The organism is Kitasatospora sp. NPDC023176, assembly GCF_055560495.1.
Genome location: NZ_JBVHIP010000055.1, coordinates 21,898 through 41,374 on the forward strand (window position 1 = coordinate 21,898; position 19,477 = coordinate 41,374).

20 protein-coding genes are annotated in these 19,477 nt (G+C 73.5%); 6 read left to right on the forward strand and 14 right to left on the reverse strand.

Translation table 11 applies throughout. The features are described 5' to 3' along the window. Nucleotides 1-14: 14 nt before the first annotated feature. Nucleotides 15-938, reverse strand: a complete 924-nt coding sequence (locus tag ACZ3YL_RS39665) for a DNA-3-methyladenine glycosylase family protein (protein WP_465662461.1) — start codon at nucleotides 936-938, stop codon at nucleotides 15-17. A gap of 104 nt (nucleotides 939-1,042) precedes the next feature. After that, nucleotides 1,043-2,185, reverse strand: coding sequence for a peptidoglycan recognition protein family protein (locus ACZ3YL_RS39670; RefSeq protein ID WP_465662463.1), 1,143 nt, complete (start codon nucleotides 2,183-2,185; stop codon nucleotides 1,043-1,045). Between the two features lie 188 nt (nucleotides 2,186-2,373). Here ACZ3YL_RS39670 and ACZ3YL_RS39675 point away from each other — a divergent pair, with 188 nt between their 5' ends. The 3 genes from ACZ3YL_RS39675 to ACZ3YL_RS39685 all read left to right on the forward strand — a co-directional run bounded on the left by ACZ3YL_RS39675 (nucleotide 2,374) and on the right by ACZ3YL_RS39685 (nucleotide 6,217). Further along, nucleotides 2,374-3,165, forward strand: a complete 792-nt coding sequence (locus ACZ3YL_RS39675; RefSeq protein ID WP_188307864.1) for a TIGR03089 family protein — start codon at nucleotides 2,374-2,376, stop codon at nucleotides 3,163-3,165. Between the two features lie 35 nt (nucleotides 3,166-3,200). Further along, nucleotides 3,201-4,433 carry an LCP family protein gene (locus ACZ3YL_RS39680; RefSeq protein WP_465662465.1) on the forward strand — a complete coding sequence of 411 codons (1,233 nt, stop codon included), beginning with the start codon at nucleotides 3,201-3,203 and terminating at the stop codon, nucleotides 4,431-4,433. Between the two features lie 194 nt (nucleotides 4,434-4,627). After that, nucleotides 4,628-6,217: an LCP family protein gene (locus tag ACZ3YL_RS39685; protein WP_465662466.1), complete on the forward strand. Its 1,590-nt coding sequence runs from the start codon at nucleotides 4,628-4,630 to the stop codon at nucleotides 6,215-6,217. Here ACZ3YL_RS39685 and ACZ3YL_RS39690 read toward each other — a convergent pair whose 3' ends face one another. The 6 genes from ACZ3YL_RS39690 to ACZ3YL_RS39715 form a co-directional block, all read right to left on the reverse strand. Then, on the reverse strand, nucleotides 6,218-6,832 hold the full coding sequence (locus tag ACZ3YL_RS39690) for an acyltransferase (protein ID WP_188306521.1): 615 nt from the start codon (nucleotides 6,830-6,832) through the stop codon (nucleotides 6,218-6,220). Between the two features lie 27 nt (nucleotides 6,833-6,859). Beyond that, nucleotides 6,860-7,900 carry a glycosyltransferase family 2 protein gene (locus ACZ3YL_RS39695; protein WP_188306520.1) on the reverse strand — a complete coding sequence of 347 codons (1,041 nt, stop codon included), beginning with the start codon at nucleotides 7,898-7,900 and terminating at the stop codon, nucleotides 6,860-6,862. Nucleotides 7,901-8,245: 345 nt separating this feature from the next. Next, nucleotides 8,246-10,816 carry an ABC transporter permease gene (locus ACZ3YL_RS39700; RefSeq protein ID WP_465662469.1) on the reverse strand — a complete coding sequence of 857 codons (2,571 nt, stop codon included), beginning with the start codon at nucleotides 10,814-10,816 and terminating at the stop codon, nucleotides 8,246-8,248. A gap of 19 nt (nucleotides 10,817-10,835) precedes the next feature. Then, entirely contained in the window at nucleotides 10,836-11,621 is a 786-nt protein-coding gene (locus ACZ3YL_RS39705) for an ABC transporter ATP-binding protein (RefSeq protein WP_188306518.1), read from the reverse strand. Between the two features lie 255 nt (nucleotides 11,622-11,876). Next, nucleotides 11,877-12,431, reverse strand: coding sequence for an NADPH-dependent FMN reductase (gene ssuE, locus ACZ3YL_RS39710; protein WP_465662471.1), 555 nt, complete (start codon nucleotides 12,429-12,431; stop codon nucleotides 11,877-11,879). Between the two features lie 89 nt (nucleotides 12,432-12,520). After that, a complete protein-coding gene (locus ACZ3YL_RS39715) occupies nucleotides 12,521-12,598 on the reverse strand; it encodes a putative leader peptide (protein ID WP_350517968.1) in 78 nt (25 codons plus the stop codon). A 179-nt stretch (nucleotides 12,599-12,777) separates the two neighbouring features. Between ACZ3YL_RS39715 and ACZ3YL_RS39720 the strand changes: the two genes are divergently transcribed. Continuing rightward, entirely contained in the window at nucleotides 12,778-14,052 is a 1,275-nt protein-coding gene (locus ACZ3YL_RS39720; protein WP_465662473.1) for an LCP family protein, read from the forward strand. On the opposite strand, the gene ACZ3YL_RS39725 is transcribed toward ACZ3YL_RS39720, so the two are convergent. Then, entirely contained in the window at nucleotides 14,045-14,869 is an 825-nt protein-coding gene (locus ACZ3YL_RS39725) for an arylamine N-acetyltransferase family protein (RefSeq protein WP_465662475.1), read from the reverse strand. The genes ACZ3YL_RS39720 and ACZ3YL_RS39725 overlap by 8 nt on opposite strands. A 192-nt stretch (nucleotides 14,870-15,061) precedes the next feature. Then, the gene (locus ACZ3YL_RS39730; RefSeq protein ID WP_188307105.1) at nucleotides 15,062-15,556 is read right to left on the reverse strand and encodes a peptidylprolyl isomerase; all 495 of its coding nucleotides are present in this window, start codon (nucleotides 15,554-15,556) and stop codon (nucleotides 15,062-15,064) included. Between the two features lie 203 nt (nucleotides 15,557-15,759). Here ACZ3YL_RS39730 and ACZ3YL_RS39735 point away from each other — a divergent pair, with 203 nt between their 5' ends. Next, on the forward strand, nucleotides 15,760-16,131 hold the full coding sequence (locus tag ACZ3YL_RS39735; protein WP_188307106.1) for a MerR family transcriptional regulator: 372 nt from the start codon (nucleotides 15,760-15,762) through the stop codon (nucleotides 16,129-16,131). A 28-nt stretch (nucleotides 16,132-16,159) separates the two neighbouring features. Here the strand turns inward: ACZ3YL_RS39735 and ACZ3YL_RS39740 are convergent, their stop codons facing one another. Next, nucleotides 16,160-16,609: a MarR family winged helix-turn-helix transcriptional regulator gene (locus tag ACZ3YL_RS39740; protein ID WP_188307107.1), complete on the reverse strand. Its 450-nt coding sequence runs from the start codon at nucleotides 16,607-16,609 to the stop codon at nucleotides 16,160-16,162. A 205-nt stretch (nucleotides 16,610-16,814) separates the two neighbouring features. On the opposite strand from ACZ3YL_RS39740, the gene ACZ3YL_RS39745 reads away from it, so the two are divergent. Then, nucleotides 16,815-17,429, forward strand: a complete 615-nt coding sequence (locus ACZ3YL_RS39745; RefSeq protein ID WP_223242824.1) for an NAD(P)H-dependent oxidoreductase — start codon at nucleotides 16,815-16,817, stop codon at nucleotides 17,427-17,429. 19 nt (nucleotides 17,430-17,448) lie between these two features. On the opposite strand, the gene ACZ3YL_RS39750 is transcribed toward ACZ3YL_RS39745, so the two are convergent. The 3 genes from ACZ3YL_RS39750 to ACZ3YL_RS39760 form a co-directional block, all read right to left on the reverse strand. Beyond that, complete coding sequence (locus tag ACZ3YL_RS39750) at nucleotides 17,449-17,934, reverse strand: GNAT family N-acetyltransferase (RefSeq protein ID WP_188307108.1); 486 nt, start codon at nucleotides 17,932-17,934, stop codon at nucleotides 17,449-17,451. 72 nt (nucleotides 17,935-18,006) lie between these two features. After that, nucleotides 18,007-18,873 (reverse strand): oxidoreductase, encoded by an 867-nt coding sequence (locus ACZ3YL_RS39755; RefSeq protein ID WP_188307109.1) that lies wholly within the window; start codon nucleotides 18,871-18,873, stop codon nucleotides 18,007-18,009. Between the two features lie 165 nt (nucleotides 18,874-19,038). After that, on the reverse strand, nucleotides 19,039-19,477 hold a 439-nt coding region (locus tag ACZ3YL_RS39760), incomplete at its 5' end, for an acyl-CoA dehydrogenase family protein (RefSeq protein WP_465662480.1).

The following is a 19,477-nucleotide window of genomic DNA, read 5'->3' on the forward strand; positions in this document are numbered from 1 at the left end:
TCCCCGCGCGCCGCTCAGCGGCGGCGGTGGTCGTTGGGGGTGAGCCTCGGGCCGTAGCGGGGGGCGTGGGTGCCGGTGGCCAGCAGGAGGCGGCAGAGCCGGTGGCGGTGGGGGCGGTAGGGCTCCAGGAGCGCGAGCATCTGGACGTCGTCGCTGCGGGGGCGGCCGGCCAGGGCCCAGCCGACCAGGTTGGGGAGGTGGAAGTCCCCGACCGAGACCGCGTCCGGGTCGCCGTTGCTGCGTTGGAGGGTCTCGGCGGCCGTCCAGACGCCGATGCCCGGGACGGCCGTCAGCCGGGCGAAGGCCTCCTCGTGGCCCATCGCCGAGGCCTCCTCCAGGCGCGGCGCCAGCCGCACCGCGCGCAGCACCGTCGCCGAGCGCTTGGGGTCGACGCCCGCCCGGTGCCACTCCCAGCTCGGGACCATCGCCCACTCCCTGGCCGACGGCGCCACCCGCATGCCCTCGGCCGGCCCCGGCGCCGGGGCGCCGAAGTCCCGCAGCAGGGTGCGCCAGGCGCGGTAGGCCTCGTCGGTGGTGACCTTCTGCTCCAGGATCGCCGGGACGAGGGACTCCAGGACCAGGCCCGTCCGGGTGAGCCGCACCCCCGCCGTACGGCGCTGGGCGTCCCGCAGCGGGCCGGGCGGCAGCACCAGCGCCTCCGGGTGGTCCTCGGCGCCGAGCAGCACCGGCAGCCGCTCCAGCAGCCACTGGGCGCCCGGGCCCCAGGCCGTCGCCTCCACCTCGCCCGCGCCGGGGTGCGGCAGCACCCGCAGGGTGCCCAGGCCGGCCGGGGTGCGGGAGGCACGCCAGACGGCGCCGTCGCCGGTGGTGCGGTAGGAGGGGTCGGCGGGGCCCCGGCGCAGTGGCAGCAAGGTCCGGACCGGATCGAGCGGGAAGCCCGGCCGCCAGCGCCGCACCGCCTCGCTGCCGCCCGTCACTGCCGTCGCCTCCCGTGGTCCCTGGGGCTATGAACGATACGCGGGGGCACCGACAGGCCGGGCCGCGCGGCGGAACGGCCCTGGGGGAAGCGGGAGTCGGGCGGCTACGAGTCCTGCAGCCCGGCCGCTGCCGAGCGCAGGGCGGGGAGCCGGGCGTAGAGGGCGTTGCCGGGGCACTCGGTGTTGAAGGCGTCGCGATGGCCGGAGATCGCGGCGAAGTCGACGACCGTGCCCTTGGGGTAGCGGCTGGCGTCGGAGGCCGAGGTGAGCTTGGTGTGGCCGTCGGCGGCCCGGCCGTCCAGGCCGAGCTTCCAGGCGGCGAGGGCGGCGAGGCCGTCCAGGACGGGCTGGGGCGGGGCGGTGTCCACGAAGGTGCCGATCGCGGCGACGCCGGAGGAGTCGGTGTTGAAGCCGAGGGTGTGGGCGCCGTGGACGGGCTGGTCGACACCGCCGGCCCGGCCCTCGTAGATCGTGCCGCAGCGGTCGACCAGGAAGTTGTAGCCGATGTCCCGCCAGCCGCTGGTCTTGACGTGGTACTGGTAGATCGACCTGATCACCCGGGGGGCGTCACTGCAGGCGTAGTCGGTGGCGGTCGCGGTGTGGTGGACGAAGACCTCGCGGACCGGGCCGGTGTACTCGAAGCCCGGTTCGCGGATGGACTCGTCGGCGCCCCAGCCCGCCCGGGTGACGATCGCCGGGCGCGGCGCCTGGTGACCGCCCGCGACGGTGCCGGGCGCGGCCGGCAGGGTCCGGGTGGCGGCGGGCGCGGGCGCGCCGTCGCCGGGGTCGACCAGTTCGAGCCGCAGCCCGGGCGGCGGTCCGGCCGGGCCGGGCCGGACCTCGACGGCGACGCCGTCGCTGCGGCCGGTCCACAGCGGGGCGGTGGCACCGTGCGGGGCGCGGTCCGGGCCGTCCTCGGTGTCGGCCTCCAGGGCGTGCCAGTCGCCCCAGCGGCCGGTGGCCGCGTCCCGGGTGCGGACCCGGACGGTCCCGCCGGCCAACGCACCGGCCGGTCCGTCCCAGCCGACGCCGAGGAGTTCGAACGGCCGGGTGGTGCTCGGCGCGAGCCCGGTGCCGGCGGGCAGCGGGAGCGAGACGGTCGTCCCGCCGCCGGGGAAGTCCCGGTGTTCGGCGGGGGCGAGGGGCGTGGCGGAGGCGAGGGGCATGGCGGCGGCGGCCGGGGCGGGCTGGAGCAGCAGGATGGCGGTGCAGCCCGCGAGCAGCGCGGCCGGGAACGGGAGGCGCACGGCTCTGAGGGGGAGGCGCACGGCCTGGTCGGAAAGGCGCACGGCTTTGTCGGATAGGCGCGCAGCCTGGTTGGAAAGGCGCATACAGGGGATCGTCGCCGCAAACCGGACCGCCCGCCACGCCGCCTCGCGCCCGCTCGGCCACCCCTCCCGGCCTGCCACCCGAAGGCCGTAGGCTGGGGCGCACCATGACTGCGCCATTCGCTGCCGATGCCCGCACCCCCGTCGAGCTGCTGCACGCATACCTGCGCGGCGGCACCCCTTCGGTTGATCCCGCGGCCCCGCTGGTCACTTTCTACGACGACGCCACCGGTGAACGGGTGGAGCTCTCCGCCCGGACCTTCGACAACTGGGTCGCCAAGACCGCCAACCTCCTCCAGGACGAACTGAACGCCGGCCCGGACGACCGCGCCGCGCTGCTGCTGCCCGCCCACTGGCAGAGCGCCGTCTGGCTGCTGGCCTGCTGGTCGGTCGGCGTGACGGCGGTGCCGGCCGGCGAGCCGGCCGCCGCCGACCTGGTGGTGAGCGGCCCGGACGGCCTGGAGGCCGCCCAGGCGTGCGAGGGCGAGCGGGTGGCGCTCGCCCTGCGCCCGCTCGGCGGCCGCTTTCCGCACCGCCCGGACGGCTTCCTCGACTACGCCGCCGAGGTGCCCGGCCAGGGCGACCGCTTCGCCCCGTACTCCCCCGTCGCCCCGGACGGCCCGGCCCTGGAGACCTCGGTGGACGGGCTGCCGCTGAAGCTGACCGGTGAGCAGACCGTCGCGCTGGCCCGGGAGGGCGCGGTGCGCCTCGGCCTCCAGCCCGGGGACCGGGTGATGTCCACCCGCTCCTTCGACGACTGGGCGGGCCTGGAGGCCGGCCTGCTGGCCCCGCTGGCGGCCGGCGCCTCGGTGGTGCTGTGCCGCAACTCCCAGGGGCTGGACGACAAGCAGTGGGAGAAGCGGGCCGAGTCCGAACGGGTGACTGTGCGCCTGGCCTGACCCCGGCGGCGTCCCGGCGGGTAGGGATCCCCGCCATGGCCGAGGACGACACCGAGCACCCCCCGACCGACGAGACTCCCCCGAAGCACGCTCCCCCGAGCGCACCCGGACGCCCGCGCAGGCGCCGGCGGTGGCTGATGATCACCGCCGGCGCCGTCGCGTTCCTGCTGGTCGCGACCGGCGCGCTGCTCTGGATCGCGTACCGCAAGCTGGACGGCAACATCAGGACCGACGCGGCCACCGACCAGCTGCTGGCCAAGCTGGAGGGCGAACGCCCGAGCCGTACGGCCGGGGCCAAGGGCGCCGAGAACATCCTGCTGATCGGCAGTGACGACCGTTCCGGTGCCAACTCCTCGTACGGCGGCGCCGCCGGCACCCAGCGCTCGGACACCACGATCCTGGTGCACCTGGCCGCCGACCGGAAGCACGCGACCGCGGTCTCCGTCCCGCGCGACGTCATGGTCACCGTGCCCTCCTGCGAGAAGCCGGACGGCAGCCGCAGCAAGCCGGGGACGATGCAGTTCAACTGGGCGTTCGAGCTGGGCGGTCCGGCCTGTTCGATCCGTGCCGTCGAGCAGCTGACCGGCATCCGGATCGACCACTACGTGATCCTCGACTTCAGCGGCTTCAAGACCATGGTCGACGCGATCGGCGGGGTCGAGGTGTGCGTGCCGCAGCCGATCCACGACAAGGACGCCAGGCTGGACCTCCCGGCCGGCCGTCAGGTGCTGCACGGCGAGCAGGCGCTCGGCTACGTCCGGGCCCGGGAGAGCCTGGGCGACGGCTCCGACACCCAGCGGATGGGCCGTCAGCAGCAGTTCCTGGCCTCGCTGATCCGCAAGGTGCAGTCGCAGGGGGTGCTGCTGAACCCGGGCAAGCTGTGGCCGGTGCTGGACGCGGCCACCTCCTCGGTGAAGGCGGACGGCGGCCTGTCCTCGCTCGGCGCGCTGTACGACCTCACCCAGGACCTGCGCGGCATCCCGTCGCCGGACGTGGTGTTCCTGACCGCGCCGCGCCGCCCGTACCGCTACGACTCGGACCGGGACGAGTTCGTCCAGCCGCAGACCGCCCAGCTGTTCGACGCGCTGCGGAACGACCGGCCGGTCGCCGTCCGGCCGCCCGGCTCGACGCCCGCACCGGACGCCGGGGCGAGCCCGGGGGCCGTCTCCGGCACCGGCTCGGACGGCACGGCCGCGTCACCCTCGGCGAGCGCCTCGCCCACCTTCGAGGGACGCACCGCCGACGTGGACGCCTGCGCGCAGCACTGACCGGGGCCGCGCCGCAGGTCGGCGGCGCCCTTCCGGGAAATGCCGCCCGGGCCACCGCTTTACCGGCGCATTGCTCTCGCATGACGGAGATCACACCCGGATCGATTACGCCGTTCGGCTCGTCTAGTGTGTCCGGATCGGGCCGCCAGTACGGGCGGGCCGCAGCCGTGACCGGTCGGAGGTGGGGATTCCCCGTGTACGAGGAGCAGCCGGAAACCGGTCAGTACCGGGCTGACCCGGCCGGCAGGATCCCCCGGCAGCAGCGTGGCGGGGGCTCCGCCCCCGCGGCGACGCCCGCCACGGGGGCCGGTGCGGGCCGCCGGGACACCCGGCGGCGGGCGGCCGCGGCCGCCAAGCGGCAGCGGCGCCGACGGGTGCTCAAGTGGACGGCGGGGACCGGCGCCCTGGTGATGGTCGCGGGCTGCGGCGGGGCGTACTACCTGTACCAGCACTTCAACAGCAACCTGACCTCGGTCAAGGTCCAGCTGGGCAACGAGGAGGAGCGGCCCAAGGCCGCCGGGGACGCGCTGAACATCCTGGTGATCGGCACCGACAGCCGGCAGGGCCTCGGCCGCGACTACGGCGACGCGGGCAGCACCGGGCACGCCGACACCACCCTGCTGTTCCACGTCGCCAAGGACCGCTCCAACGCGACGGTGGTCAGCATCCCGCGCGACCTGATGGTGCCGATCCCGGAGTGCCAGGACACCACCGGCAAGAAGATACCGGGCTCGGCGCGGGACATGTTCAACAACAGCCTGGGCCAGGGCGGGCGCGACGCGGGCTGCACCTGGAAGACCGTGGAGAAGATGACCGGCATCCGGGTCGACCACTTCGTCCAGGTCAACTTCGAGGCGGTGAAGACGCTCTCCACGGCCGTCGGCGGGGTCGAGGTCTGCGCGGCCAAGGACATCGACGACAAGGACTCGCACCTGAAGATGTCCAAGGGCCGCCACGTCGTCCAGGGCGAGGAGGCGCTGGCCTTCGTCCGCACCCGGCACGCCGTCGGCTTCGGCGGCGACCTCACCCGGATCCCGCTCCAGCAGCAGTTCATCAGCTCGATGATCCGCAAGATCAAGAGCGACGACACCCTGACCAGCCCGAGCAAGCTCTACCAGCTCGCGGACGCCGCCACCAAGGCGCTCACCGTGGACTCCGGCATCGGCAGCGTCGACAAGCTGAAGGACCTGACCCAGGACATCAGCAAGGTCGACACCAAGAACATCACCTTCACCACCGTGCCGGTGCTGGACGACCCCAAGGACGAGGACCGGCTGATCCTGCGGCAGCCGGACGCCGGGCAGGTGTTCTCGATGATCGCGGGCGACCGCTCGCTGACCGAGACGGCCACCCCGCCCGCCGGAGCCACCACCCCGGCCGCACCGGCCCCGGCGGCGCCGAGCGCCACCACCCCGGCGGTGGACGCCAAGGACGTCCAGGTCACGGTGCGCAACGGCAGCGGGACCCGCGGCCAGTCCGGGCCGACGGTGGACAAGCTCAAGGCCAAGGGCTTCGCCCGGGCCGCGGTCGGATCCGACGCGCCGCCCGCCGCGAGCACCACGGTGTCCCACCCGGCCGGCCAGGAGGCCGCGGCCGCCGCGCTGGCCGCCGCCCTCGGGCTGCCCGCCGACGCCGTCCGGCCCAACCCGAAGGCGGGCCCCAAGGACCCGCTGCTGCTGGTGCTCGGCAAGGACGTCCTCGCGGCCGCGCCGCAGCAGCCGGCCGAGGCACCCAAGGACCTCCAGCGGGTGCAGGCGGACGACGAGGACGTGTGCGCCAAGTAGCTACACCGGCCTGAGCGTTCCGTCCGTCTCGCGGTAACCCTCGCCGGTCCGGGGGCAGTTCCAGAGCCCTGGGCCGGCCGGGCGCAGCGGCTCGCCGGCCCGGCCGACCCAGCCGATCCGGCGGGCGGGCACGCCGGCCACCAGGGCGAAGTCCGGGACGTCCCGGTGCACCACGGCCCCGGCCGCGACCAGCGCCCAGCGGCCCACCGTCACCCCGGCGACCAGCACCGCGCGGCCGCCGATCGAGCAGCCCTGGCGGAGCGTCACCGGCTCGGCGTGCCAGTCGAGTCGGCCCTTGAGCCGGCCGTCGGGGGTGACCGCGCGGGGGTGGCGGTCATTGGTCAGGACGACGGCCGGGCCGATGAACACGCCGTCCTCGACCACCGCCGGCTCGTACACCAGCGCGTGGTTCTGCACCTTGACCCGGTCGCCGATCCGCACGCCCGGGCCGATGTAGGCGCCGCGGCCGATCACGCAGTCCGCGCCGACCACCGCGTCCTCGCGGACCTGGGCCAGGTGCCAGACCCTCGTGCCGGCGCCGATCGCGGCCCGCTCGTCGACGTCCGCGCCCGGTGCGATCCGGGCCGCGGCCGCGTCGTCCTCAACTGTCCCCATGCGCCCCGACGGTAGCCGCTCCAGGGGTCAACCCGCCTGGGAGAGCACGTCCTTCGAGGACGGGCCGATGCTCCTTATCACCCGGCGGGCCAGCGAGCGGGGCGAGGTGATGAAGCCGAAGCCCCAGCTCAGGTGCATGGTCGCGAGCGCCACCGGCAGCAGCGCCTTCGCCCGGAAGGACAGGCCGCGGCCCTCGACCGCCGCGCCGCCGAGGATGCCCAGCAGGTAGACGCCGGGCACCGCCAGGAAGGCCGGATGGACGGCGGCGCCGAGCACCAGGCCGAGCAGCACCGCGAGCAGCGCGCTCGGCGGGGCGAGGTAGCGCAGGTTGACCGAGCCGCGGTGGTAGCGGGTGACCACCCGGCGCCAGCGGCCGTAGTCCTTGTACTGCTTGGCCAGCGCCCGGACGGACGGCCGGGGCCGGTACGTCACCTTCAGCTGCGGGGTGAACCAGACCAGTCCGCCGTCCTGGCGGATCCGGTAGTTCAGCTCCCAGTCCTGGGCGCGGATGAACTCCTCGTTGTAGCCGCCGAGCCGCTCCAGCACCTCGCGCCGGAACACCCCGAGGTAGACGGTGTCCGCCGGGCCGGCCAGGCCGCCGGTGTGGAAGGCCGCGTTGCCGACACCGATCTTGGAGGTCATCGCGGCGGCGACCGCGTGCTCCCACTCGGTCTCGCCCTCGGCGTGCATGATGCCGCCGACGTTGGCGGCGTCCATCTCGCCGAGCAGCCGGACCGCCGTGGTGATGTAGCCGGGGGTGAGCAGGCCGTGGCCGTCCACGCGCACCACTATCGGGTACTGCGAGCCCCGGATCGCGGCGTTCAGCCCCGCGGGGGTGCGGCCGGTGGGGTTCTCCACCGTGCGCACCCGCGGATCCTCGGCCACCAGCTCGGCCGCGATCTCGGCGGTGCGGTCGGTGGAGGGACCGAGGGCGATCACCACTTCCATCGGTCCCGGGTACTCCTGATCCAGGATGCGCCGGACCGCCGTGCGCAGGTGTCGTTCCTCGTTGAGCACCGGCATGATCACGGAAACAGCCGGCAGCTCCTCAGCAGCCTTGGTGTTCATCGGGGCCAACCGTACCGGTGCCGACGCGTCTCCGTCTCGTCCCGGTTCGTCGGTTCCCGGTCCCCCAGGGGGCGGCACCGGCACCGTGATCGAGATCACCGTACCGCCCCGTTCCGCCGGGTCCGAATCGGCGGGGGAACAGTGCAGGTTCGGCGCAGGTTCGGAGCGCGCGGTGAACGGCCGTGAACAGGGCGGGAGCCGGTCCTCGGGACCGGGTTCACCGGGTGCCGCCGACGGCCCGGGCGGTCCGGCGGCGCGGGGGCCGGGTGCTTGTGCGCACCCGGCCCCCGCCCCCCGTTCCCCCCGGTTCCCCCGTGGGTCGACCCGACGTCCCCCGTCGCCGGGTCAGTCCGTCGCGATGGCCGCGAGGACGTTCATGCGTCCGGCCCGGAAGGCCGGAACGAGGGCGGCGACCAGACCGATCACCAGCGAGGAGACCAGCGTCACCACGACCGTGGTGGTCGGGACGGAGAGCGTCCCGAGCCCCTGGTCCCGCAGCACCCGCTGGGCGGTGACGCCCCAGGCCAGCCCCAGCCCGGTGCCGAGGACGGCGCCGAACAGCGCGATCACCACGGACTCCAGCCGGATCATCCGGCGCAGCTGGCGGCGGGAGAGCCCGATCGCCCGCAACAGGCCGACCTCGCGGGTCCGCTCCACCACCGACAGCGCCAGGGTGTTGACCACGCCGAGCACCGCGACGGTGATCGACAGGCCGACCAGGCCGTAGATCAGGTAGAGCAGGGTGTTGATCTGGGACTGCATCAGCTCCTTGTAGCCCGCCTGGTCCTTGACCGTCAGCTGCGGGTACTGCTGGAGCGCGTTCTCCAGGGCGGTGAGCGTCCTGGCGACGTCGGTGCCGGCGGAGGCCTTGGCGAAGAACGTCCACACCGGCGGTTGCTCGGCGGCCGGGACGACCTTGGTCAGGGTGTCCAGGCCGACGAAGGCGCCGTCGCCCAGCAGTCCGCCCTTCTGGAACACCACGCCGACCGGCAGTGCCTGGGTGCGGCCCCTGCCGTAGTCGACGGTCACCTGGTCGCCGACCTTGAGCCCGTGGTCCTTGGCGAAGTTCTCGCCGATCCCGAGTGAGCCGCGGGCCACCGCCTCCACCGCGCCGGAGCTGACCGTGGGGTGGAAGTCGGTGCCGAAGAAGGCGGCCGGCACTGCCGTCAGGTCCGTCTTGGCGCTCTGCCCGCCGGGCAGCTGGACCTTGGCGCGCTGGAAGTTCTCCTGGGTGGTGACGTGGTCGATGCCCGGGGTCCGCTTCACCGCGTCGATCATCTCCGCGGTGACCGGGGTCCGGCCGCCCGCGATGATGTAGTCCACGCCCACCGACTTGTCGATCTGCGCACTGGCCGAGCTGACCGCCGAGGCGCTGAACACCGAGGAGCCGATCACCAGCGCCAGCCCGATCATCAGGGCGGCGGCGGTGGCGCCGGTCCGGCGCGGGTTGCGCATCGCGTTGCGCTGGGCGAGCTTGCCGGAGGGCCCGAACAGGGCCGGGAGCAGGGCGCCGAGCACCTTGATGACGACGGTGGCCAGCAGCGGGCCGAGCACTACGAAGCCGACCAGGGTGAGCAGCAGGCCCAGGCCCAGGTACTCGCCGCCGGTGCCCGCCCTGTCGGCCGTACCGGCGAGCACCAGCAGGCCGGCGCCGCCCGCGGTGAGCAGCACGCCGAGGACCGACCGGACGAGGTTGGAGCGGGCCTCGGCCGGGGTGCCGTGGTCGCGCAGGGCGGCCATCGGCGCGATCCGGCTGGCCCGGCGGGCCGGGATCCAGGCCGCGATGACGGTGATCAGGATGCCGACGGCGTAGCCGGCCGCGAAGACGTCGGGCCCGATCTCCAGGTCGCCCGCGTTGAGGTCCATGCCGATCGCGTTCATCAGCTTGATCAGCCCGACCGCGACGCCCAGGCCGACCGCCACCCCGAGGGTCGAGCCGAGCACGCCCAGGATCAGCGCCTCGACCAGCACCGAGCCGTTCACCTGGGCCCGGCTGCCGCCGATGGCGCGCAGCAGGCCGATCTCGCGGGTGCGCTGGGCGACCAGCATCGAGAAGGTGTTGATGATCAGGAAGCCGCCGACGATCAGCGAGATGCCGGCGAAGCCGAGCATCGCGTACTTCATGAAGTTCAGGCCGCTGCCGATCGACTTGGTGTTCTCGTCCTTCTGCTCGGCCGCGGTCTTGACCTGGTAGCCGGGGCCGGCCTCGGCGAGGGCGGCGGCCTTGAGCTGGTCGTCGCTGCGGCTGCCGTCCCCGAAGGCCTCGACGGAGGTGTAGGCCTGCTCGCCGAGCAGCACCTGCTGGGCGGTCGGGGTGTCCAGGAAGGCCAGCGCGGCGCCCGGGTTGGTGGTGGTGAAGGTGGCGATGCCGGCGATCGTGTACGGGTGCTGCCCGCCGGCGTTGTCGACCCGGATCCGGTCGCCGACGCCGAGCTTGGCCTTCTTGGCGGTGTCCGCGTCCAGCACCAGTTCGCCGGAGTTCTGCGGCACGTGCCCGGAGGTGATCCGCACCGGGTTGCGCGGGGTGTCGGTCCAGTTGCCGAGCAGGGTCGGCGCGCCGGTGGTCGGGCCGACCAGCTTGTTGGTGGCCGGGTCGACCAGGATCGCGTTGCCGACCATGACCTGGCCGACGGCGGTCTTCACGCCCGGCACCGCGGCGATCCGCTGGGCGAGCGAGGCCGGGACGGTGGCGGGCTTGTCCCCGGCCGGCGGCTCCTCGTCGTCGGCTGGCTTGGGCGGCTGGACCGAGACGTCGGAGGCGGTGGCGGCGAACAGCTTGGAGAAGGTGCTGGTGGCGGTGTTGGAGAACACCAGGGTGCCGGACACGAAGGCGACCGACAGCACGACGGCGACGAGCGAGAGCGCCATCCGCCCCTTGTGGGCGAAGAAGCTCCGCAGTGAGGTCTTGAGCAGCATGGTTTCGTCGTCCCGCCGCTCAGCTGGTGCGCTTGCCGTCGAAACGGCGCATGCGTTCGAGGACGGAGTCGGCGGTCGGCGCGTGCATCTCGTCGACGATCACGCCGTCGGCGAGGAACAGCACGCGGTCCGCGTAGCCGGCGGCGACCGGGTCGTGGGTGACCATGACCATGGTCTGGCCCAGTTCGTCCACCGAGCGGCGCAGGAAGGTCAGCACCTCGGCGCCGGCCCGGGAGTCCAGGTTCCCGGTGGGCTCGTCGCCGAAGATGATCTCGGGGCGGGCGGCCAGCGCGCGGGCCACCGCGACGCGCTGCTGCTGGCCGCCGGAGAGCTGGGTCGGGCGGTGCTTGAGCCGGCCGGCCAGGCCGACGGTCTCCACCACCTGGTCCAGCCAGGCCTGGTCGGGCCGGCGGCCGGCGATGTCCATCGGCAGGGTGATGTTCTCCAGCGCGTTCAGGGTCGGGAGCAGGTTGAACGCCTGGAAGATGAAGCCGATCTTGTCCCGGCGCAGCCTGGTCAGCTGCTTGTCCTTGAGGCCGGTGATCTCGGTGTCGCCGATCCAGATCCGCCCGGCGCTGACCGTGTCCAGCCCGGCCAGGCAGTGCATCAGGGTGGACTTGCCGGAGCCCGAGGGGCCCATGATCGCGGTGAAGCGACCGCGCTGGATGTCCACGTCGACCGCGTCGAGGGCGGTCACCTTGGTCTCGCCCGATCCGTACGCCTTGGTCACCTGGCGGGCCGAGGCCGCGACGGCGGACGGTCCGCCGGGAAGCTGGGGGTCGTACACGGCTGCTGCCGTCGTCACTGGATTCTCCTCAGAAGTGGCCCACCCGTTGACCCCCACCCTCCCGACACGGTCGGGCCGCGGACCCGACGGAACCGGGTCGCTTTCGGAGGGGTGGGGACGTGAGATCCACGTTAGGAGCCGGGTTCGGACGGCTCGTCCTCCGTCGGAATGAAGCGCTGCAACCAAGGTTCTACGGGTGCGGCACCCCCTCCCCCTAAGGGGTGCCGCGGGCCTTGTCGGGGTCGCCCCGTACGGGGTCGCGCGGGCCGGCGCTCAGCCGACCGGCACCGGGGCGGCCAGCCGTTCGAGGGCGTCGGCGAAGCCCTCCACGACCGGGACGAGCTGGGCGTCGGTCTCGCACTCGACGAGGGTCGCGCCGTCCTCCCCGGCGGTGATGTGGCGGTCGAGCACGAACCAGCCCTGGGTGATGTGGCCGGCGCCCATCGAGCTGAGCACCGGGCGCAGCGCGTAGTCCACGGCGAGGACGTGCGCGGGCGAGCCGCCGGTGGCCAGCGGCAGGACGGCCTTGCCGGCCAGCGCGTACTGCGGGAGCACGTCGAGCAGGGCCTTGAGCAGGCCCGAGTAGGCGGCCTTGTAGACGGGGGTGCCGATGACCACGCCGTCGGCGCGGGCGAACTGCTCGGTGACGGCGACGATCGCGGGGTGGTCGAAGTCGCCCGAGAGCAGCGCGTGCGCGGGCAGGCTGCGGGCCTCGAGGGGGATCACCCGGTGGCCGCGGTCCACCAGGCGCGCGTCGACGTGGCGCAGCAGCCGGGTGGTGCGGGAGGTGGCGGAGGGGGAGCCGGAAACGGACAGGACGGTGGCCATGGTTCACCTCTGGCTGGAAGCGGGAGCGCTTCGCAGCGGCCTCTGCTCGGCTGCTGCGGACGGTGGTCGGTGTGCTCGACGGGCGCGCTTCAGCGACGACAGAGCGAACCGGACACCCGCTGCAGGTCGACGTGCCGCCGACGCGTGAGTGCCCGACTCTGGTCCATGTCCGAAATGCAAACACGGTGCGTTCGAACCGGTCAAGAATCGTTTCGGCAGGCGGAACGGAGGTGACGGGCGCGTTTCGCGCCGGAACGATCCGGCGCGTGCATCAAAACTGCTACAAGAGGCCTGGCGGGGGCCCCGGGGGGAGTCAGCCGCAGCGGGGTCGGGCATCCTCGACGGCATGAACACGTGGCAGGAGGGCCGCCCGGGCGGCGGAGGGAACCCCTACGGAGGCAACGGCGGCGGTGCGGCGGCCGAGCCGCCGCTGCCGGCGTCGCTGAGCCCCCGCGGGCCGGGCGCGCCCGGCCCGCGGCAGCCGGAGCCGCCGTCCCGCCTCGGCGGCGTCCCGCCACAGACCGCCCCCGGCGGTCCCGGACGCCCCGGCGCGGGCGGCCCCGGCGGACCCGGTCGGCCCGGCGGCCCGGGCGGCCCCGGCGGTGCGCGGCCGGCCGGCGCCCAGGCCCGGCGCTGGCCGCGGCGGCGGATCGTGAAGTGGACGGTCTTCGGCCTGCTGATCGCCGTCCTGGTGACCTCGGTGTCCACCTGGTTCTGGGCGGACTCCAAGCTCAACCACGAGAACGTGCTGGCCGACTACCCGGGCCGTCCGGCCGCCGGCAAGGGCACCAACTGGCTGATCGTCGGCTCCGACAGCCGCGACGGCCTCAGCGAGTCCCAGATGGACACCATGCACACCGGCCACGACGTCGAGGGCAAGCGCAGCGACTCGATGATGGTCCTGCACATCGGGGACCACGGGAACACCCTGATGAGCATCCCGCGCGACTCCTGGGTGCCGATCCCCGAGTTCAAGACCAGCGCCGGCAAGACCGTCAAGGCCACCAGCTCGAAGATCAACTCGGCCTTCGCCACCGGCAACGGCCGGCTCCTGGTGCAGACCGTCGAACAGAACACCGGCATCCGCATCGACCACTACGCCGAGATCGGGTTCGCCGGGTTCGCCGGCATCGTCGACTCCATCGGCGGCGTCGAGATGCACATCGACCAGGACATCAAGGACAGGGACTCCGGCCTCGACCTCAAGGCCGGCGACCAGACCCTCACCGGCGTCCAGGCCCTGGCCTTCGTCCGCCAGCGCCACCAGATGGCCGACCAGGACCTCGGCCGGATGCGCAACCAGCAGAAGTTCCTCGGCGCCCTCGCCCACCAGGCCGCCTCCCCGGGCACCATGCTCAACCCGTTCACCTTCTACCCGCTGGTCGACTCGGCGCTCGGCACCCTGATCGTCGACGACGACTGCGGACTGACCGACCTGGGCTCGCTCTTCCTCGCCATGAAGGACGTCAACGGCGGCGGCGGCAAGACCATGACCGTCCCGATCGGCAACGCCGACTACCACACCAAGACCGGCGAGTCCGCGGTGCAGTGGGACGCCGCCAAGTCCAAGCAGGTCTTCGAGGCCTTCAAGAACGACACCACGGTGCCGGACTTCAAGTAGCCGCGACAGCCGGTGCCCGGGTCGCCGCGGCCGGCAGCCGGTCGAGCACGATGCCGAAGTACTCGCGGTACGCGGACAGCGCGCCGGCGTCGGTGAGTTGCTCCTCGGTGCGGCTGCCGTCGGCGGCGGTCCGGATCAGCCGGGTGCCGCTGAGGGTGGTCCGGCCGCCGTCCGCGGTGAGCATCGAGCAGGTGTCCGCACGGGTGAACGGGGACTGCGGCGAGGTGGCCTGCCACCAGCAGGTCGGCCCGAAGTCGGCCAGCGGGTGGGTGCCGTGGTCGATCCGGTACTGGGGCGTCCCGTCCAGGACGACGTCCAGGACGCCGTGCCCGCCGAACGGGCGGATCACCGCCGTGCCGTGCGGGTCGGGCTGCTCGCCGCGCCCGTCCAGCCGCAGCGGGAGCCGGGTGAAGCGGCCGAACCCCACGTCCACCAGCCAGGGTTCGTCCAGGTCGACCCGCAGCGCCAGGTGGTCGAACGGCGGACCGAGCCGCTCCCCGTCGAAGACCCGGGCGGCCAGCAGGCTCACCCGGTACCCCAGCGAACGCAGCAACTCGGCGAAGGCGCCGTTGAGTTCGTAGCAGAAACCACCGCGCCGCCGGTCCACCACCTTCGCCACCAGCGCCGCCGGCTCCAGCACCACGGGCTCGCCGAGGTGGATGCTCAGGTTCTCGAACGGAACGGCGCGCAGGTGCGCCTCCTGCAGCCGCGCCAGGCCCTCGGCCGAGGGCGGCCCGGGCTCCGTCACCCCGATCCGCTCCAGGTACGCCGCCCGTACCGCCGGTGCCAGCCCCTCGTACGCCTTCTCGTGATCCACCCGCCCATTCCACCCGGGCGACGGGCGTTCGGCCATCGGTCCTTCGACCTAGGGCATCGGGCTGCGGGCTGCGGGCTGCGGGCTGCGGGCTGCGGGCTGCGGAAAACACCACCGCCCCGGAGTGGGGAGGTCGGACAGGTCCGACTCCCCACTCCGGGGCGGTGGCGCGTCAGTGGTCCCGGAGGACGGTGATCAGGCGACCTCGCCGGACTTGGCGATCTTGATGACGGCCGAGGTGCGGCCGCTCTGCGAGCCGAGGCCCTCGATCTTCTTCACGACGTCCATGCCCTCGACGACCTCGCCGAAGACGACGTGCTTGCCGTCCAGCCAGTCGGTGACGATGGTGGTGATGAAGAACTGCGAGCCGTTGGTGTTCTTGCCCGCGTTGGCCATCGACAGCAGGCCGGGCTTGGTGTGCTTGAGCTGGAAGTTCTCGTCCGCGAACTTCTCGCCGTAGATGCTCTTGCCACCGGTGCCGTTGTGGTTGGTGAAGTCACCGCCCTGCAGCATGAAGGCGGGGATCACGCGGTGGAAGCCGGAGCCCTCGTAGCCGAAGCCGTTCTGGCCGGTGGCCAGCTCGCGGAAGTTGCGCGCGGTCTTCGGGACGACGTCGTCGAAGAGCTTGAAGACGATGCGGCCGGCCGGCTCGTCGTTGATGGTGATGTCGAAGAAAACGTTGGAACCCATGCAGGGATCATGGCACGAGCGGCCCCGCGTCGCGCGCCGCCCCCTCGGACCCCGAGGTCACGGCGGCGTGTTAGGGCCGGCCCGGCGCGAACACGCCGCCGGCCGCGGATTTTCCGGGGCGCTCGGCGGCGGCGGGAGTTAGCATCGGCGGCGGCTTCAGGCCTCGGACTCCTCGACTTCTTCGACCCGGTGGGGTGGGCGGCATGCGGATCGGCGAACTGGCCCGGCGGACGGGCGTGAGCGAACGCTCGCTGCGGTACTACGAGCAGCAGGGCCTGCTGTTCGCCCGGCGCACCGGGGGTGGCCACCGGGAGTACCCGGAGGCGGCGGTGGACCGGGTGGTGCACATCCAGGAGCTGTTCGCCGCCGGGCTGAACAGCCGCACCATCCAGAAGGTCCTGCCCTGCATGCGGGACTGCGACGGCGCTCCGAGCGATACCGCCACGCCCGTACTGGTCGAGGAGCTCACCGCGGAGCGGGACCGGATCGACCGGATGATCGGTGACCTGCTGCGCTCGCGCGGGGTGCTGGACGAGGTGATCGCGGCCGCTTCCGGGGAGCCGGCGGCGGCGTAGCGCGGCGCTCAGGCCTCGCGCTTGCCGCTCAGGCCTTGAGCTTGCGCCAGACCGTCTCCAGGGCCGCGATGTCCCCCTCGTCCAACCGGTCGGTGAAGACCGGGGCGAGGACGGCCCGCCGGGTGGCGTCGGCCTCGGCGAAGGCGGCGCGGCCCTGCTCGGTCAGCTCGATCCGCACCGAGCGCGCGTCCGAGGCGGACGGCGCCCGGGACACCAGTCCGCGCCCGGCCAGGGCGTCCACCACCCGGGAGACCTGGCTGCGGCTGAGCATGGTCTTGGCGCCGAGGTCGGAGGCGGCCACCGGCTCCCGCTGGCCGTTCAGCCAGAGCATCACCTCGAACCAGGACAGCGGCAGCCCGTGGACCCGGGTGAGCTCCCGGTCGATCCGGGCGGCCAGGGTGGTGCCCGCCCAGACCAGGCCGTAGAAGGCGTGGTCCTGATCCGACAGCGGGCCCAGGGTGAGATCGGCGCGGTCCATGCCGTTCATCGTACCGAGGTTGCGTGCGCGTGCACACAGTCCTGGTGCATGCACGCGCACGCACCATGCGCGTCCGGATGACGAGCGGGCCGGACCATGTCCGACGACACCCCCGTCGGACGGTCCGACGCCGACCGGCCGCACGCCACACTGACCGCCGCGGGCCCCAGTAGCATCGGCCTCCAACACTCTGAGGGGGCCCACCATGAGCGAAGGCGGGGACATGAGCCGGATCGGGGTCTACCTGGCGCACCCGCGGCCGGGCAGCTTCAACCACGCACTGCACGAGGCCGTGGTGGACGAACTGCGCGGACGCGGCTGCGAGGTGCTCGCCCACGACCTCTACGCCGACGGGTTCGCACCGCTGCTCACCGCCGGGGAGACCGGTACGGTCGACGACGCCGGGGCCGCTGTCGATCCCCAACTCGCCCTGCACCGCGCCGAGGTGGCCACCCTTGACGCCCTGGTGCTGATCCACCCCAACTGGTGGGGCATGCCGCCCGCCGTCCTCACCGGCTGGGTGCAGCGGGTGCTGGTCCCCGGCGTCGCCTACAAGCTCGGCACCGCCGACGGCGAACCGGCCGGACTGCTGCGGGCCGGCCGGGCCCTGGTGCTGAACACCTCGGACACCCCCGAGGCCCGGGAGCGCGAGGAGTTCGGCGACCCGCTGGAGCGGATCTGGGCGGCCTGCGTGCTGCCGTACGTCGGCGTCACCGACGTCCGGCGGACGGTGTTCCGCACCGTCACCGACTCCCCCGCCGCCGAACGGGCCGGCTGGCTGCGCCAGGCCCGCGAGCAGGCCGCCGCCCTGCTCGACTGAGCCCCCCACCGCACCGGCCCTACAGCTCGGCCTCCGCGACCTCCTGGCCGCCGCTCAGCTCACCGGTCGGCCGGAAGCCCAGCCGGGCATAGAACCCGGCCGGGCCGTCCGGACCCGGGTGGTAGGTGACGGTCGCACGGGCGCCGCCGCGGCGGCGGATCTCCGCGCAGACCTGCTCGACGGCGAAGCGGCCGTAGCCACCGCCTTGCCGCCCCGCGTCGATCAGCAGGCGCCAGAGGCCGGAGCGGGGGCGGTCGTCGGGGCGGTCGGGGTGGAAGGCCACGTCGAAGAAGGCCATCACGAAGCCGACCGGCCGATCGCCGTCCAGGATCAGCCGGGGCCAGGCCGTCTCCCCGTGCACGTACGCCTCGGCCAGCGACGTCGCCACCGGTGCGACCAGGCCCTCCTGGTCGGGTCGCACCCGCAGGGCGAGGGCGGCGTCGATGTTCGCGGGGGTGAGCACGGCGAGGCTGAGCGTGGCGGGTGTGGCGGGCGTGACAGGCATGGCGGGCAGCCTAGGCAACTCGGCTGCCCGCCGTCGCCCGGCTTCCCGGGCGGGCCGCGGGGGGTGCGGTGGTCAGGCGCCGGCCGGGTAGTCGGTGCCGCGGCCGACGGCGGCCCAGGTGTCGGTCTCGGTGCGGGCGGCGGCCAGGTTGCCGAGGATCGCGTCCACGGCGTCGGAGCCGAGGGCCAGTCGCAGCGGGGTCCGGTCGGCGGCCAGGGCGGTCAGGATCGCCTCGGCGGCCTTCGCCGGGTCGCCCGGCTGCTTGCCGTCGGAGTCCGGCAGGCCGGTGCGGACCGGGCCGATCACCGGCTCGTAGGCGTCGATCGGGGTGGTCTGGGCGAGCGCGCCGCCGCCCGCGAAGCCGGTCCGGAACGCGCCCGGCTCGACGATCAGCACCTTGATCCCGAAGCCGGCCACCTCCTGGGCCAGCGCCTCGGAGAGCCCCTCCAGCGCGAACTTGGTGGCCGAGTAGGCGCCCACGCCGGGGAAGGAGAAGCGGCCGCCCATGCTGCTCATCTGCACCACGGCGCCGCTGCCCTGGGCCCGCATGTGCGGCAGGACGGCCCGGGTGAGCGCGGCCGGGCCGAAGAAGTGCAGCTCCATGAGGTCCCGCAGGTCGCGGTCGGTGTACTCCTCGACGGCGCCGATCAGGCCGCGCCCGGCGTTGTTCACCAGGACGTCGATCCGGCCGTGCCGCCGGACGGCCTCGGCGACCACGGCGGGGATCCGCTCCTGGTCGGTGACGTCCAGCCGCACCGGGACCAGCCGGCCCGGGTGGGCGGCGGCCAGGTCGGCCAGCGTCTCGGGGCGGCGGGCGGCCGCGACGACGGTGTCGCCGGCGGCCAGCGCGGCCTCGGCGATCGCCTGGCCGAAGCCGGAGTTGGCGCCGGTGATCAGCCAGACCCTGCCGTCGGCCTGCTGCTCGGGGGTGCTGCTCATGATGGGTTGACTCCCGCAATCGTCGTGCTCCGCAAACGAGTTGACGATCATTTATGACATCCGGGCGGCCGATCCGTCCAGGAAGGCGCGATGCCGGACGACCAACGGCCCCCGACCGCGCAACCAGCGGTCGGGGGCCGTTCGGAAGGAGCGGGCCTGACGGGCCTACGGCAGGTTGCGGGCCATCACGATCCGCTGGACCTGGTTGGTGCCCTCGTAGATCTGCGTGATCTTCGCGTCCCGCATCATCCGCTCCACCGGGTAGTCCCGCGTGTAGCCGTAACCACCCAGCAACTGCACCGCGTCCGTGGTCACCTCCATCGCCACGTCCGACGCGAAGCACTTCGCCGCCGCACCGAAGAACGTCAGATCCCCGTCCCCACGCTGCGACTTCGCCGCCGCCACATACGTCATCTGCCGCGCGGCCTCCAGCTTCATCGCCATGTCCGCCAGCATGAACTGCACACCCTGGAACTCCGCGATCGCCTTCCCGAACTGCTTGCGCTCCTGCACATAGCCCTTCGCGTAGTCCAGCGCACCCTGCGCGATCCCCACCGCCTGCGCCGCGATCGTCACCCGGGTGTGGTCCAGCGTCCGCATCGCC